Source organism: Sporofaciens sp. St.21A7 (assembly GCF_059728535.1).
In genome coordinates this window covers 833,759-848,711 of record NZ_BAAGFN010000001.1, presented here as the reverse complement: position 1 = coordinate 848,711, position 14,953 = coordinate 833,759, and the positions used below count along the sequence as shown (strand labels likewise).

The 14,953-nt window shown below is 46.4% G+C and carries 14 protein-coding genes; 5 read left to right on the top strand and 9 right to left on the bottom strand.

All coding sequences use genetic code 11. The features are described from left to right. Positions 1–43: 43 nt before the first annotated feature. From AC6I3O_RS04005 to AC6I3O_RS03970, 8 genes are all read right to left on the bottom strand, one after another. Positions 44–1,081 (bottom strand): cytidylate kinase-like family protein, encoded by a 1,038-nt coding sequence (locus AC6I3O_RS04005; protein WP_497849833.1) that lies wholly within the window; start codon positions 1,079–1,081, stop codon positions 44–46. 15 nt (positions 1,082–1,096) lie between these two features. Then, on the bottom strand, positions 1,097–2,539 hold the full coding sequence (locus tag AC6I3O_RS04000) for a sodium:proton antiporter (protein ID WP_497849832.1): 1,443 nt from the start codon (positions 2,537–2,539) through the stop codon (positions 1,097–1,099). 276 nt (positions 2,540–2,815) lie between these two features. Further along, positions 2,816–3,466, bottom strand: coding sequence for an L-fuculose-phosphate aldolase (locus AC6I3O_RS03995; protein WP_497849831.1), 651 nt, complete (start codon positions 3,464–3,466; stop codon positions 2,816–2,818). A 35-nt stretch (positions 3,467–3,501) separates the two neighbouring features. Further along, complete coding sequence (locus AC6I3O_RS03990; protein ID WP_497849830.1) at positions 3,502–4,944, bottom strand: FGGY-family carbohydrate kinase; 1,443 nt, start codon at positions 4,942–4,944, stop codon at positions 3,502–3,504. Between the two features lie 41 nt (positions 4,945–4,985). Continuing rightward, on the bottom strand, positions 4,986–5,936 hold the full coding sequence (locus tag AC6I3O_RS03985) for a 2-hydroxyacid dehydrogenase (RefSeq protein WP_497849829.1): 951 nt from the start codon (positions 5,934–5,936) through the stop codon (positions 4,986–4,988). Positions 5,937–5,981: 45 nt separating this feature from the next. After that, positions 5,982–7,037: an S-methyl-5-thioribose-1-phosphate isomerase gene (locus AC6I3O_RS03980; protein WP_497849828.1), complete on the bottom strand. Its 1,056-nt coding sequence runs from the start codon at positions 7,035–7,037 to the stop codon at positions 5,982–5,984. 37 nt (positions 7,038–7,074) lie between these two features. Then, positions 7,075–8,280, bottom strand: a complete 1,206-nt coding sequence (mtnK, locus tag AC6I3O_RS03975; RefSeq protein ID WP_497849827.1) for an S-methyl-5-thioribose kinase — start codon at positions 8,278–8,280, stop codon at positions 7,075–7,077. 24 nt (positions 8,281–8,304) lie between these two features. Further along, positions 8,305–9,627, bottom strand: coding sequence for a Na+/H+ antiporter NhaC family protein (locus AC6I3O_RS03970; RefSeq protein WP_497849826.1), 1,323 nt, complete (start codon positions 9,625–9,627; stop codon positions 8,305–8,307). Between the two features lie 358 nt (positions 9,628–9,985). On the opposite strand from AC6I3O_RS03970, the gene AC6I3O_RS03965 reads away from it, so the two are divergent. The 5 genes from AC6I3O_RS03965 to AC6I3O_RS03945 all read left to right on the top strand — a co-directional run bounded on the left by AC6I3O_RS03965 (position 9,986) and on the right by AC6I3O_RS03945 (position 14,411). Next, entirely contained in the window at positions 9,986–10,756 is a 771-nt protein-coding gene (locus AC6I3O_RS03965; protein WP_497849825.1) for a DeoR/GlpR family DNA-binding transcription regulator, read from the top strand. Positions 10,757–10,790: 34 nt separating this feature from the next. Beyond that, positions 10,791–11,957, top strand: a complete 1,167-nt coding sequence (locus AC6I3O_RS03960; protein ID WP_497849824.1) for an iron-containing alcohol dehydrogenase — start codon at positions 10,791–10,793, stop codon at positions 11,955–11,957. Positions 11,958–12,059: 102 nt separating this feature from the next. Then, a complete protein-coding gene (locus AC6I3O_RS03955) occupies positions 12,060–12,677 on the top strand; it encodes a TetR/AcrR family transcriptional regulator (protein WP_497849823.1) in 618 nt (205 codons plus the stop codon). A 67-nt stretch (positions 12,678–12,744) separates the two neighbouring features. Then, entirely contained in the window at positions 12,745–13,608 is an 864-nt protein-coding gene (locus tag AC6I3O_RS03950; protein ID WP_497849822.1) for an ABC transporter ATP-binding protein, read from the top strand. Positions 13,609–13,622: 14 nt separating this feature from the next. Next, positions 13,623–14,411 carry a DUF2705 family protein gene (locus tag AC6I3O_RS03945; protein WP_497849821.1) on the top strand — a complete coding sequence of 263 codons (789 nt, stop codon included), beginning with the start codon at positions 13,623–13,625 and terminating at the stop codon, positions 14,409–14,411. A 350-nt stretch (positions 14,412–14,761) separates the two neighbouring features. Here AC6I3O_RS03945 and AC6I3O_RS03940 read toward each other — a convergent pair whose 3' ends face one another. Then, complete coding sequence (locus tag AC6I3O_RS03940; RefSeq protein ID WP_497849820.1) at positions 14,762–14,950, bottom strand: helix-turn-helix domain-containing protein; 189 nt, start codon at positions 14,948–14,950, stop codon at positions 14,762–14,764. Between the last annotated feature and the right edge of the window lie 3 nt (positions 14,951–14,953).

Here is a 14,953-nt window from a genome sequence, read left to right as displayed (position 1 = left end):
GAAGTTTGAAACATATAACAGGATAATCTAAATGTTCCCCGCCTTACTCCCCACGCCCGCTAATCATCCGCATGATTAAATCCACAGACCCTTGAATCCCATAACTTGCGCTGTTAATACACAGGTCGTAATTCCTTGCCTTCCCCCAGTTGCGCCCCGTATAATACTTATAATACTTAATATGTGCCTTGTCGAGCCGCGCTAACAGACGTTTCGCCTTCTTCTCATTCTCGACCCCACGCACTTCCATAACCCGGTGTACCCGCTGTTCTAAGGGGGCTGTGATAAAGATACTAATATGCGGGATACGGTTGTTGGTCAGTATCGCATCCGCACACCGCCCCATCACCACAAAATCTTCCTTTTTTGCCATATCGCACAGCAAATCACTCTGGTTAAAAAACACGGCGTCCTTCTTAGGCAGCCCGTGATACCGGTTGAACTCCCTGAATTTTTCCTTGAGCGTCGATTTCGGCGCAGGGGTAAATGCCGGGATCTCATTCAAATACTGTCGGTTATCCCCCTCTCCCTTCTTATAAGGATAACCGCCCCGATCCAGCACGGAAGCCTTCTCCGCCTCTAACCGTTTCAATACCTCGTCAAATATCTCAACATCATAGTAATTAATCTTCAAAGTATCCGCCAGCGTAAACCCTATCTCACTGCCGCCGCAGCCGTAAGTACGCCCGATACAGATAATCAGGTGGTCATTTTCCGCAAAACGCGACTGCAGATTCAACGTATTTAACTGCGCAATCTTCTGATCCAGAATATCCCCTTGGGTAAAACTGGCTGGAAGCTCCGTGACTGCTTTCAGAATCTCATCATACTTTGCCATGATCCTTTTCTTACTCGCCTGATCTGGAATCGTCCGCGCCATATTGCTGATCAGCGCAAGCTCATTTCTCAGGATATGCGCCTCGTTCCGCTCATGCATCATCCGTACCGTTTCCTCGATACAGTCGTCCTTCTTCCCGTTAAACACACGCCCCAGAGAGGAGCCAAGTTCCCGGTAGACCTCTTCATCCAGGTCATAAATCCGTCCGGCAAGCCCTCTTAAATCCTTCTCTTCATTTGCCATCCTAAAACTCCCTCCTTATCTGAAAAACAGCAATGTGTCCAGCAGAAATACCGGAACAAGAACCATCAGCGACCATCCGATATACTTGAAAAACGACGGCATATGGATACCATTTTCATCTGCAATCGCTTTCACCATAAAGTTCGGCGCATTTCCGATATATGTATTCGCACCCATGAATACAGCGCCGCAGGAGATTGCCGTGAGAACCTTAACAGGCACGCATCCCAGCGTTGTAACCAGTCCGTCGGTAAACCCGATTGCCCCCGCAGTCGTCAGAAACACCAGATAGGTAGGCGTATTATCGAGGAAACTAGAAAGCACACCCGTTGTCCAGAACATCTGATAAGGCTCTGTGATTCCTAAATCCGCCCCCATCCCCTTCAGTATCGCTAATGCCGGCTGCATCGTGATAAAGATTCCGATAAACAATGTCCCTACTTCCTGTATAGCGCCCCATGTAAAATGGTTCTTAGTACGGATGACAGGATCCGTCGTACGAAATGACAGGAAAGCCGCCAGCAGGATAATCAGAATCTCAATAATTGCCGGGAAACTTAATACCACTTCTCCGAAAATGTGGATTCCCCGCACATGCCCTTGCGGGTCCTGAAACATCGGCTGATCCGGCAGGATTCCGCTCAAAACCACAGCCGCCACAATCATTGCCAGAAAAATCAAATTGTGAAGCCCACGAATCTGAATCTTCGTTCCCGGCTTGCTGATATCCGGTTTTCTTCCTCTCGCCATGTCCCTGCAATACCGTTTCCGGTCAATAAAGTAGAAAATAACCAGAAGCACCACCATATTGAACAGCATGATTGGAAACAGGTGCAGGCTCCAGAAGAACGGCACTCCTCTTGAAAATCCCATCAACAGAGGCGGATCTCCAATGGGAGTTAAGCATCCTCCAATATTCGACACCAGAAATATAAAAAATACCAGAATGTGGGACCGGTTCCTGCGCCATGCGTTCATCTTAATGACCGGACGCACCATCAGCATACTTGCCCCCGTTGTCCCAATCCAGCTTGAAAGCAGCGTCCCAATGGTCAGCAGGATGATATTTACCCGGGGAGAACCTGCCAGATCCCCCTCCATCGTAATATTTCCCGCTACACAGAACAATCCGAACAGCAGCACGATGAACGTCAGGTAATCGTTGACCAGACATTCCAGCGCCGTTTCCAGCGCAGCCCCGGCTCCGTACAGAAATCCGAAGGGCAGGATAAAAAGAAGCGACCAGCCTGCCACTGCCAAGGGCTGATGGGATTCCCACCATTCTGCCTTCACAAGCGGAAGCACAGCGATACAGAACAAAAGCCCGGCAAACGGGATACAAAGCCACATGGGTATGGGCTTTGCCGCTGCGGCTTCTTCTGCTGCAAATACAGTCAACGGGCTGCATGCCAGCAGGGCGAGGAGGCTCCCCAGATAAACAATACATTTCTTTAACATCAATATCCCCCTATCCTCTTCCCACGCTCCCTATGAAATCTGCCGGGAACGTTCATGTGAAAGAATTGTCAATTAACTCAAATATTATAGTCAAATCTTTCATTATGTTCAAGAAGAAAATATACCAATTCTCGGCTGGGATTTCCAGAAGAATTGTACAATTTCATTTAATTCGACAGAAAAAATAAACTCCCGATTCACCATATAGCATGGAAACATCAACAAAACTCCCGCCCGCTCCTGTAATGTTCGTCCAGGAGCGGGCGGGAGTTTTATTTACCTTTTCGGCTGCCCATAGCTTTTGAAGCTTTCCAATACTTCCGCCATCTCTTCCGCTGACAAGTAAACCGGATTGCCAATCGTTCTTGCGCGATACTCTACTTCCGCGCAGAATTCCATTCCACAGGCAAGAGAATACGCACCCGCAAGGCTTCCGCCGCAGGCAAGCATACCATGGTTCGCCAGCAGTACGGCATTACTGTCGCCGATTGCCTTGACTGCCGCTTCTGCAAGCTTGCGCGTCCCGTATGTACAGTAGGGTGCACATGGAACCGTATCTACGCCTGCATCTGCAATTACATAATGGGCAGGGCGCAATGGCTGGCGAAGCGTTGCAAATACCGTACAGTACATAGAGTGTATATGTACGACAGCCCTGCAGCCTGGTTTCGCTTTATACATCGCCGTATGCAGCGCCCACTCACTGGACGGCTTCCTCCAGCCTTCTATGATGTCCCCATTTAAATCCATAACTACAACATCTTCCGGCTTTGTGTCAAAATACCCGATACCAGAAGGACTGATTGCCATCCAGCCCTTCTCGGCATTGTAAATACTGATATTTCCGCTTGTTCCGGCAGCCAGCCTGTCGCCGCTCATTCTTTTTCCATATTCTACAATCTCTTCTCTTTCTTCTTGTAATAACATTTGATCTCCTTCTTTCCTTTGTTTTTGTCTTATTTTTAGGGATTTAACACCCGGCGGTTCTCCAACCATTCTTCATAATATGCATGTATCAAACCCTGTCCGCACGGCATATATACTTTTTCTTGCTTTGCACCGCCTTTCCCATCTGCATCTTTTCCGTACCGCTCGTTGCAAATCTTTACACATCCATGAATAGACGCCTGCTCGAAGCCCTCCCTTATCACCAGTTTCTTGCCTGTCAAATCCGCCAGATGTTGGCATAAGATCTCGGAACGAAACCCACCGCCGCATCCTAAGATATATTCTTTCTTATGCCCGGTCATTTCACATAGATTCTGATACTGTACATATATGGAACATGCAATATCTGCCACTACCGCCCACATCATATCGACAGCATCCAAATCTGCGTCAAACGGCGCCTTTGTCACAAATCCTCCCTTTTTCAGGGAACGCTTTTCTGAAAAATGCAGGGATGAAAAAGTAGCCGTACACAAATACCCTTTCTGCCGTGCCATATTCTTTTCCACCTCTTCATATGAGGTATCCGGGAATAATAACGCTTTCATCCGCTGATAGTTCAAACCGGTTACTCCTGGATTCGTCTCAACCTGATAAGTCTCCCCTCCCAGATTAGAATCTGTCCAGCACCGCTTCTGTTCGTCGTAATATTTATAATCTGTGATGGTGACAACTGGCGAAGTCGTCCCGGATACGACGGCTATATCCCCGATGCCAATTCCGATGCCTTTCACCGCAATCTGTGTATCTGCGCCGCCTACGATAAACTCTGCCTGCCCATTGAGTCCAAGCTTGTCTGAAAACTCTTTTTTGATGGTTCCCAAACTGTCGCCTGCTTTCGCTATTTCCGGCAATATGCCCATGGGAATTCCATAATTCCTGCATAGCCTTTCTGACCACGCTTTTTCCTGGATATCAAATAGCTGGGTTTCACATGCCTGCGACGGTTCTATCACGATTTTTCCGGTAAATATTTCTCCAACCCACTCGCTCAAACTGGTAATTTTTGCAATGTTTTGGAACTCTCTTGGATATTTTTTCTTATATCCCATTAATTTTGCAGCCGGAAAATCTTCCGTCACCCATCTTCCTGTCCGTTCATAGATAAATGCACAGTCTTCAATCTCGTCCATCCAGGCGCGGCCGCGGTTATCGATATTCGGAAGTCCCATGAAAGCCTTCCCTTCCCCGTTATAAAGGACAATACTCTCTCTGGCTCCGGTTGAAGTAATGGCTTTCACCGGATGCTCCGGGAATTCTTCCATTAATTCCCGGCATCCTTCTAAGAGATAACCGCTCCACTCTTCCGGAAGGAAATACTGCGCGTCTTCGTATAATGGATCGGTATGGTAGCGGTTCACATAGCTGCGGATTCCCAGGACAACTCCGTCGGAAGATACCAGCCCGACTCTGGAATTGCCGGTTCCCATGTCCAAAATCAGATAATTATTCTCCACCTGCCTCTTCTCCTTTATCTTCTTTTTTCATCTTCTTTCTCTTATTTTTTCTCTTTCATCCAGGCGTCAATACAGTCTGCCATAATCTGTGATTGATGATCTGTCACTTCATAGGCGGCCCCGCAGATATGGGGCGTCAGCAATACATTATCCAATTTTGCAACCGCAAGGGCGTCTTCTGTCGGCGGTTCAACCGACAGCACGTCCAGAATTGCACCTTTGATTTTTTTCGCCCTTAATACTTCTATCAGTGCCCCCTCGTCTACCACTGCGCTTCTTGCGGTATTAACAAAAATTGCTGTTTCTTTCATTTTTGCAAACAAATCTGCATGTATCATTCCCTTTGTACTTTCCATAACCGGAAGGTGAATGGATACAATATCGGAATTCTCGAATATCTCTTCTAATCCGCATTTCTGATAGGCTTCTTGTACATGATCTACATATGGATCATAGAAGAAAATCTGGCATCCGTATGCTTCCAGAATCCGGGCGGCATGCCTTCCGACTGCCCCGAATCCGACAAACCCGACCTTCTTGCCACACAGTTCATGTCCCATCCAAGTATAATAAGGGGTCGTCCCCTCCACCCATTTACCTTCCCGGACCCATTGTACTGCCGGGATGATATTCCGCATGTAGCTGACAAGAAGCCCTGTCAGCATCTCGGCAACTGCCTGCGCGTTCCTTGCAGGCGTACACAGCACCGGGACATTTGCCCTCTTACAGGCGTCTACGTCAATGTTTGCCGGGACAGCCCGGCAATCTCCGATAAAGAGCAATCTGTCATATCCTGCCAGAACCTTCTCTGTGATGCGGTCAAGCTCTGTAATCAACGCGTCCGGCTGTTCCTTTCGCAACGCGTCCAGCATCTCGTCCTCATAGTATCGCTCTCCCGTTCTGGTCCATGGGTCATAGACAATCTCATCAAAGTAAGATTCCAGTCTTTTTCTTTCACATTCTGTAAAAGGCGCTCTTATTAATAATTTCATTTTACCAATCCACCTCTCTAAACCTGTATCTGTATCCGATACATTTTAATAAAACTCTTCGACCTTTCCCTTAAAGTAATCGTTTAACAAGCCCGGAACATAGACGCCCTTATCCGTTACCACGCCGCTAATCAAGTGCGGCGGCACAATATCAAAAGAAGGATAGATTCCTTTTACACGAGGAATCGTACTGGGAATCCCACGGTAAGAAAGCACCTGTTTGGCATCCCTTTCTTCTATAACTATATCCTCACCATGCAGCTTATCTTTATCCGGGATTCCGGTCACATAATACGGAATCCCAAAATATTTTGCCAGTATCGCAATCTGGAAAGTCCCTATCTTATTCGCAATGTGCCCGTCTCTTGCAATGGTGTCTGCCGCGGAAGTAAAGAGGTCAATTCCTTTATGCTGCATAGAATAGGCTGCCATGTTGTCTGTAATTACCGTAGTATCAAATCCCATCTGCGCACAACAGGTTGCAGTTAATCTTGCCCCCTGAAGATACGGCCTTGTTTCGGCACAATAAATCTTGATATCATTTTTATGTTTTCTCGCCGCACGGAGCATCATTCCGATGATGGTCTCGCCGAAACACTGGGTCATAACCGTTCCGTTCTTCGGGAACAGAGACGCAAGATACTCTCCCACCTTCTCCATGGTGGAATACCTTCTGTTCAGAGAATCAACCGTCCTGCAAAAGCATGCTTCTACTGCGCTCTTTCCTTCTGCAAGGGCTTTCTTTGCCGCCTCAAGGCATCCCTTTGTTATGATTTCCATCCTGTTTGCAGTCGTCGGCCTTGCATGGGAAATATCATAAGAAGCCTGCGCAAGGAATTCTGTCTGCTCTTGCTCTGTCTTTCCTTCCACCTCATGGGCGGCAAGCGTCATCCCCATTCCCGCGGCGGTATAAGGCCCTGCGCTCTGTGTAACCATATCGGCAATCGCTTTCTTTACTTCCTTGTAAGTTGTACACTCGACAAACGTTACTTCTGTCGGGTAAACTCTGCGATCCAATATTCTTACTTTTCCATCTTCGTACCATGCTACATTCTCATACCGCAGCATGAACGCCAAATCCTGATCATATCTTTCCATCATACATCTTTCCTTTTCTATCTGCCGCCAAACCGCTGGTTCAACAGAAATATTTTGTTCCGACAGCACGTATATCTATTCCGGTCCTAAGCGCGGCTCTTTCCTTAATCAGTTTGATCCCGATTTCAATCAAGGCTCTTTCCATCGGGACTCGAAGCGTCAAATCTTCCACATCCGTAACCTCTTTTACCTTTGAATCCCCGACGATGCGCCTGATAATCTCTGTTCCGGCATACCCGAAGGAATCCGACATCACTTGTTCTATGTAATCTTTTTTGAATTCTTCATTTGTATATAACGGGAAGGTCACAGTCTCATCCCATTTTTCATTGAATTTCTCTCTGACTTTATCCACAACTTCCCCAATCGTATTCTCTATCCATACCAAAAATTCCCGATTGCCGGAATCGGTATAGAATTTATTTGCCCATGCAAAGAACAGATTGCCGATCACATTCCCTATGTCATATCCCATTGGCCCATAGAATGCAAATTCCGGGTCAATGACCTTTGTCCCTTCCTGATTCACGAAGATTGAGCCAGAATGCAGATCCCCGTGAAGCAATGCCTGCGCATGATTCATAAAGCCGTCGCGAAGTTGCCCCACATTTGCATGAAGCTCTTTGTCTCCATAAAGCTTCTCTTTTACAAAGTCTCTGTTCTCATCCAGAATCACGTTACGTCCCTTATAATCATAATATGGTTCTGTGAACACCAGATCTTCAGTGATATCACAAAGCTCCGGATTCATAAACAGTTTTACCCTTTCCTTCTTCTTTGCCCTGTCGAGAATCAAATCCGTGGTCAGAAGCAGCGTTCCCGCCATAAATGCTGTAATATCTTCCGCCAGTTTTGGGAATATCTTACCAGCCGCCATTTCGGTACGAAGATTCTTGTATGCGGAAATGTCTTCCATAGACATCGCATACATAATTTCATCATACAGATATATTCTGGGGACAAGCCCCTCTGCCAATTCACTTTCGATGCCAAGCATTTCCGCCTCTATCTTATTCCGATACCGATCCAGCGGCCTGCCAGAAGAACGCAGCACCGTATCTGCCTGTTTGACAATCAGGGATCTGCCTGTCTGCGGATTCCACACTTTAAAGACATAGTTAATATTCCCATCGCCAATTTCGGCTGCGTATAGTTTTTCTTCTTCTTTGAAATATCCGACCTTTTCTTTTGCATATTCTTTTACCGTATCAGCATCAAGCAAAAAGTACTTTGAATATTTTTCCATATCTAAATTCCTCCCCGACTGACTTTAATCTTCCTTTTTGGCGGCTTTTCCCTTGAATTTCGGCAAGCCCAGCAAAATGAAAATAACACCGAAGATAATCATAAGAATATCGTACCAAACATAAGGCATAATCGTTACCGGTGCGATCTGTGCCATTGCGCCCGCTGTCAAAAGCTGTCCTGCATAAGGCGTTAAACCGTTAAACGCGGACGAAAACAAGTCCAAAATGCTCGCCGTCCTTGCCGGAGTGATATCGAACTCTTCTGAGATATCTTTTGCAATCGGCCCGCAGGCGATAATCGAAATCGTGTTGTTTGTCGTGGCTACATCCACCAGGCTTACCAAAGCGGCAATGCTAAGCTCCGCGCCCACTTTGGACTTCATTCCCTTAGCCAATTTGTTCAGCAGCCAGTCAATGCCTCCCAAATACTGCATGATTGCCACCAGCCCGCCTACGAATATCGCAATAACCGCCATATCCTGCATTGAGCACATCCCATTATGCACGACTGAGAAGGATTCAATAAATGTGAAATCTCCGTGTATGATTCCAATCACCATACCTGAAATTACTGAGATCGTCATTGCCATGACTGCGTGCATGCCAATCAGGGATAACGCGATAATCAGTATGTAGGGAATCAGATTTACGAGATTGATATCTCCGCCTGCCGAAATCTTCGCTGCATCGATGGGATATAGCGCTAATGCGATTACTGTGATGACGACCGCAGGCCCAACCATAAAAATATTTGCTTTGAATTTTTCCTTGTTTTCAATTCCCTGTGTTGTGGTCGCTGCAATTGTCGTATCGGAAATGAACGAAAGGTTATCGCCAAACATTGCCCCTCCAACTACGACGCCGCTTACAAGCGCGACGTTCACGCCTGTCTTCGACGCGATATCAATCGCAATCGGCATCAGCGCCGCCACAGTCCCCATCGAAGTACCCATTGAAAAACTAAGTACGCAGCCGATTAAGAATAATCCGGGAATAATCATATTTGTCGGCAAAATTGAAATACCGATATTCGTTACCGTATCTGTGGCGTGCATCCCGCTTGCCACTCCGTAAAAGGCGCCTGCCAGCATGTAGATGATGACCATCAGGATCAGCGTATCATCTCCCCCGCCCTTACAAAACATGACAACCTTCTCCGTAAATGATTTTTCTTCGGCAACCGGGCTCTTCATAAACAACGAAATCGCAGATGCCAAGAAAATACCAATCATCAATGGGAAGTTAGAGAAATCTCCGGTCCCGATTCCCATTGCGAAATATACGGCCAAAAAGATAACCAGAGGCAATAATCCCTTAAAGCTTCCTTTTTTATTCGCATTTTCCATTTTTTTCTTTCCTTTCTTTGTAATTCAACATTTTTCTTTCATTGACTGTCCGTCCGTCTGATGCTTTCACATACAAATTTCCATTTTTCCTATTATTCCCAAAAATCACATTTTATTTCCACTACCCTCCTTTGATTATTTTTGCCTTTCCAACACATTACAACATAAATCAACATTTGTCAACATGCTATTGTTGATATTTTTTATATTTTTTGATATTTTTTTGCATTTTCTCGTCATTTTTCCATATAATTTTCATTTTAATGTTGATTTATGCGGTTTTTTTTGATATTATAAGATTGTATTCAATATCACGATTCATTTTTTCTATAAATATTGCCGAAAGGATTTATAAGCCATGTTAAAAATTGAACGTCACAAACTGATAGAGGAAGAGCTGCATACTTACGGAAGCATTCTTATCTCTACGATGAGCCAAAAGCTGGACTGCAGCGAAGAAACCATCCGGAGAGATTTAAAAGAGCTGGAAGCACAAAATAAGTTAAAGAGAATCCATGGCGGAGCTTTCCTGCCGGACGCCGATGACAAAGGCGCACCGGTGCAGCTTAGGGAAACCTTCTTTTCCGAGGAGAAGAAGAAGCTTGCGTCCTACGCAATCGATAATTTCATTAAAAATAGCGATACGATTTTCCTGGACTGCAGCACTACCTGTCTGGCACTCGCCAAAGAGATTGTTCAGCGCAATTTAAGCGTTACGATTATTACGAATTCCCTTCGTATATTTGATTTATTCAGCAATCAGTTTTCCAAAGTCAAATTGATTGCCCTCGGGGGAACCTTCCGCCAACGCTCGAATTCATTTTCCGGATACCAGACTACCGACGCAATCTCTTATTACCTTGCGGACAAGTGTTTTATCAGCAATCCGGCCGTTGATTTAGACCACGGCCTGCTTGACAATAACATGAATGAAAGCCAAGTCCGAAAAGCTTATATTTCCCAATCACGAGAGCATTATCTGATTGCAGATCATACCAAGTTCTTTGATTCCGCCGATTACATCATAACCGGCCTTGGCAGTATCAACATGATCATCACAGATAAATGCCTGCCTGATATATGGAATGAAAAACTGAGACAGCATAACATTCCCGTCCGTTATTGCTAAACCCAAAATTAAGGTAAACTTTAGGAGGATTACGATGCTAAACTTTCACTATAACAATCCAGCCCAAATCTTTTTTGGAGATGGGGCGCAACAGAATATCTATCAACTGCTAAAAAAATATAAAGTCACTTCTCTGATGTTTGTATACAGCGGGGATTTTATTAAGACACTTGGAATCTGGGATGTAATCAAGGATGCATGCAGCCGTTTGGATATTGATTTTCTGGAATGCGGCGACGTTGTGCCAAATCCAAAGATTGAACTAATCCGCAAGCTGGTCGCGGTTTCCAAAGAACACTCCGTGGATTTTGTCCTTGCAGCCGGGGGCGGAAGCTCTGTGGATACGGCCAAGGCAATCGCCCTTGGAATTCCTTATGGAGGCGACGTGTGGGATTTCTTTGACGGAACGGCAGCGCCGGAATATGCCGTTTCTGTGGGCGCAATTACGACACTTCCGGCAAGTGGGTCCGAGACGTCCAATGCAGCTATCATTTCAAACGGATTGATGAAGCTGGGATTTGAGGACGATATGATCATACCGAAATTTGCTATCATGAATCCCAAATACACCCTGGGGCTTCCGGCATACCAGACCTCCTGCGGATGTGCCGATATCCTCTCCCACTTGCTGGAGAGATATTTCTCGGATGTGAGCCACACAGACACCACAGACTATATGATTGAAGGCGCTATCAAGGCGGCTCTGGTAAACTCACTGCGCCTAATGAAAGAACCTGCGGATTATAATGCCCGTGCAGAAATCCAGTGGCTGGCGTCTATTGCACACAACGGCATCCTTGATACAGGACGCGCCGCCGACTGGGGCTCACACCGGATTGAGCATGAGCTCAGTGCCCAATACGGGATTACTCATGGCGAAGGCATGGCAGTCGTCCTCGTTGCATGGTGCAGATATATGGCAAAAATCAAGCCTTACAAACTTGCGCAGCTTGCAAACCGAGTCTTTGGCATCGATTCCTACCACTATACGGAGGAAGAGATGGCATGCCTTCTGGCAGACAAATTGGAAGACTTTTTCAAATCGTTGAATCTAAAGACAACTTTGACAGAGATGGGCATCGACGATACGCATTTTGAAGAAATGGCGGTTAGGGCCACGAACAACGATACCTCGCCAGTCGGCCATTATGTGTCCTTGCATGTAAAGGAATTTGTTGACATTTTAAGATTAGCAGTCTAATCGTTTGAAAAAAATCTTTTATAAATAGTCTTCTCAAAAACGGTCAATGGAGTATAATAAGAGATAACCTATTGACCGTTTTAGTCAGCGAGGAATTTCCATATGAATGAAAGATTCTATACCCTTCCTCCGGAAAAGCAACAGCGGATCATCAATGCCGGATTCCGTGTATTTTCACAGAATTCCTACCGCAAAAGCCCTATGCAGGAGATTGCGGATGAGGCGGGGATCAGCAAATCCCTCCTGTTCCATTACTTCCAAAATAAGAAAGAGCTGTACCTCTTCCTATGGAACAAAGCGGCGGATCTCACCTGCGAATATCTTGCAGAGAACCGCTGTTATGATTCCACGGATTTATTTGAAATGATGGAGCGGGGCATGTACGCGAAAATACAGATGATGTGCCGCTACCCAGACATGGCGGCATTTGCCATGAAGGCATTTTACGAAAAGGAACCGGCCGTCTATGAACATATCCAGAAAAGCTACCGGCAGCATTTTGACCGGAAGGCGGCAGACGCCCTTGCCGGACTGAATCCCGACGATTTTATTCCCGGGCTGGATCTTGCGATGATGCACAGGCAGATTTATCTGATGTCTGTAGGATATCTGTGGGAGATTGTACAGCGCGGGGAGACATTAGACGCCAAGACGCTGGAAGCGGATTTCGGGGCAATGTTGGCATTTTGGAAAAATGTTTACCTGCGTAAGTCCTCTTAAAAAATATATCCAAAAGGCACCCCGGGAAGCATGCAATGGATACCTCAGAAAGGAGCTTATGTGAAAAATGGATGCGATCAAAACCACTTCACTGACAAAATATTATGGAAGGGCACGGGGAATCACGGATATGAACCTGACCGTGGAACAGGGAGATTTCTTCGGTTTCATCGGGCCTAACGGCGCCGGGAAGAGCACCACGATCCGCACCCTTCTTGGATTGACCTCGCCTTCGGAGGGAAGCGCGCAGATTCTCGGCATGGATATCAGCCGCCAAAAAGAGGAGATTCTCTCCCATGTGGGATATATGCCTTCGGAGGCTTCCTTTTACCGTAATATGCGAGTCCGGGATGTAATTGGCTTCTCCGCCGAGCTGCGCCGCAGGGATTGCCGCGCAGAAGCGAGAAATCTCTGTGAGCGTCTGGAACTGGATGTGAACAAAAAAATCCGTGAACTGTCCCTTGGCAACCGCAAGAAGGTTTCCATCGTCTGCGCGCTCCAGCATATGCCCGAGGTCTGCATTCTGGATGAACCTACCAGCGGGCTGGACCCGCTGATGCAGCGGGAGTTCTATTCGATATTGGAAGAGCGCAATAAGAACGGAGCTACCATCTTCGTATCTTCTCATATCCTTTCGGAAGTCCAGCGGTACTGCCGGCACGCGGCTGTCATCCGAGAAGGGCGCCTGCTGGTTTCAGACAGTACACAAAATCTTGGGCATACTGATACGAAACGGGTTCGGCTAAGGGGCGCGAAACTGCCGCTTGAGCTGCCAGACATGAAGGATGTGCAGACAGACGGGGATTCCGTAAGTTTTCTTTATGGCGGCAGTCTGAAGGATTTGCTGCATGTTCTGGCCAGGCTGAGCCTTACGGATGTTTCCATTACCGAGCCGGATTTGGAAGAGATATTTATGCATTATTATGGATAGTGAGGAGAATTCATATGGTTATGATAAAACACGAATTGAAACAGGGACGGATAACCTTACTCATATGGACAATGGTGATAGCATTGATGATGGCGCTCTGTGTCCTCATATATCCGGAAATGGAGACACAGATGGGGGACGTCAGCGCGGTGTTCGCCGAAATGGGCGGCTTTTCCGCCGCTTTTGGCATGGACAGGCTTAATTTTGGCGAATTCATGGGGTTCTTCGGCGTGGAATGCGGCAATATCCTGGGGCTTGGGGGCGCTTTTTTTGCGGCTCTTCTGGGCATCTCTGTGTTAGTGAAGGAAGAGAAGGAACAGACAGCGGAATTCCTCCTCACTCATCCGGTCAGCCGCCGGGAAATCGTGGGCAAGAAGTTGGTTTCTGTGTTGATACAGATTTTGCTCCTGAATCTTTCCGTAGCCGCCGTTACCGCTGTCTCTATCTGTGCAATCGGGGAGACGCCGGACATTCGCCCGCTCTTTTTGTTGTTCCTTGCCTATTTTATCTTGCAGGTTGAGGTGGCTTCCGTTTGTTTCGGGATATCGGCTTTCTTAAATCAGGGAGGCGCAGGAATCGGGCTTGGCATGGCTGCTCTTCTTTACTTTCTGAATATTATTGCGAATCTGACGGAGCAGGTGAAATTCTTGAAATATCTGACACCCTTTGGCTATACGGAGAGCGCGGATATTATTGCGGATGAGTGTCTGGATGTGAAATATCTTTCGGTGGGGCTTAGCCTTACGGTGATTGGGATTGGAGTGGGATTCTATCGGTATTGCAGGAAGGATATCCTTTCGTAAAAATCTATATCGACAAGACCGGATTAATCTGCTACTGCAATCAGGTAATCAACCATATCACTGTTAATATCCATAGTTTTACAAATGATATAGTTACATTCCACTCTAAAGATGATGTTCTGACGCTCCTTGTCCATCTGGGATACCTACAGCATTAGACAGCACAGTTGTAAGATCGAATCTCTCTCCCTGTGAATACTGACAACCGGATATCAGCTCTAAAAACGGTCAATGGGGTATAACAAGAGATAGCCTATTGACCGTTCCAGCCTGCGAGGGTTTCCTATCCGGACAGATAATGCGGATTTATGATATCTCCAGCATCTTCAAGTAACTGTCCAACCTTGCATTCACATAACCCGCAAACAGCTTTTCCATTGCACCAAGAGTCCATCCTCCGGTTTTTTCGCATCTGATGAAATCATCCAACTTCGCCCTTCTCGTGTAACTCCTGGAATCTTTCCTTCCGAGCAAAGTATACGCACTCGTCTGTCGGAAATCCCCCACTTTTCTGCTGCCTGCTTTACCGTTATGTACATAAA

What these genes read in the sequence shown, in the direction of transcription:
- AC6I3O_RS04005 (WP_497849833.1), bottom strand. Translation starts at nt 1,081, where the DNA reads ATGGCAAATGAAGAGAAGGATTTAAGAGGGCTTGCCGGACGGATTTAT.
- AC6I3O_RS04000 (WP_497849832.1), bottom strand. Translation starts at nt 2,539, where the DNA reads ATGTTAAAGAAATGTATTGTTTATCTGGGGAGCCTCCTCGCCCTGCTG.
- AC6I3O_RS03995 (WP_497849831.1), bottom strand. Translation starts at nt 3,466, where the DNA reads ATGTTATTACAAGAAGAAAGAGAAGAGATTGTAGAATATGGAAAAAGA.
- AC6I3O_RS03985 (WP_497849829.1), bottom strand. Translation starts at nt 5,936, where the DNA reads ATGAAATTATTAATAAGAGCGCCTTTTACAGAATGTGAAAGAAAAAGA.
- AC6I3O_RS03980 (WP_497849828.1), bottom strand. Translation starts at nt 7,037, where the DNA reads ATGATGGAAAGATATGATCAGGATTTGGCGTTCATGCTGCGGTATGAG.
- mtnK (WP_497849827.1), bottom strand. Translation starts at nt 8,280, where the DNA reads ATGGAAAAATATTCAAAGTACTTTTTGCTTGATGCTGATACGGTAAAA.
- AC6I3O_RS03970 (WP_497849826.1), bottom strand. Translation starts at nt 9,627, where the DNA reads ATGGAAAATGCGAATAAAAAAGGAAGCTTTAAGGGATTATTGCCTCTG.
- AC6I3O_RS03965 (WP_497849825.1), top strand. Translation starts at nt 9,986, where the DNA reads ATGTTAAAAATTGAACGTCACAAACTGATAGAGGAAGAGCTGCATACT.
- AC6I3O_RS03960 (WP_497849824.1), top strand. Translation starts at nt 10,791, where the DNA reads ATGCTAAACTTTCACTATAACAATCCAGCCCAAATCTTTTTTGGAGAT.
- AC6I3O_RS03955 (WP_497849823.1), top strand. Translation starts at nt 12,060, where the DNA reads ATGAATGAAAGATTCTATACCCTTCCTCCGGAAAAGCAACAGCGGATC.
- AC6I3O_RS03950 (WP_497849822.1), top strand. Translation starts at nt 12,745, where the DNA reads ATGGATGCGATCAAAACCACTTCACTGACAAAATATTATGGAAGGGCA.
- AC6I3O_RS03945 (WP_497849821.1), top strand. Translation starts at nt 13,623, where the DNA reads ATGGTTATGATAAAACACGAATTGAAACAGGGACGGATAACCTTACTC.
- AC6I3O_RS03940 (WP_497849820.1), bottom strand. Translation starts at nt 14,950, where the DNA reads ATGTACATAACGGTAAAGCAGGCAGCAGAAAAGTGGGGGATTTCCGAC.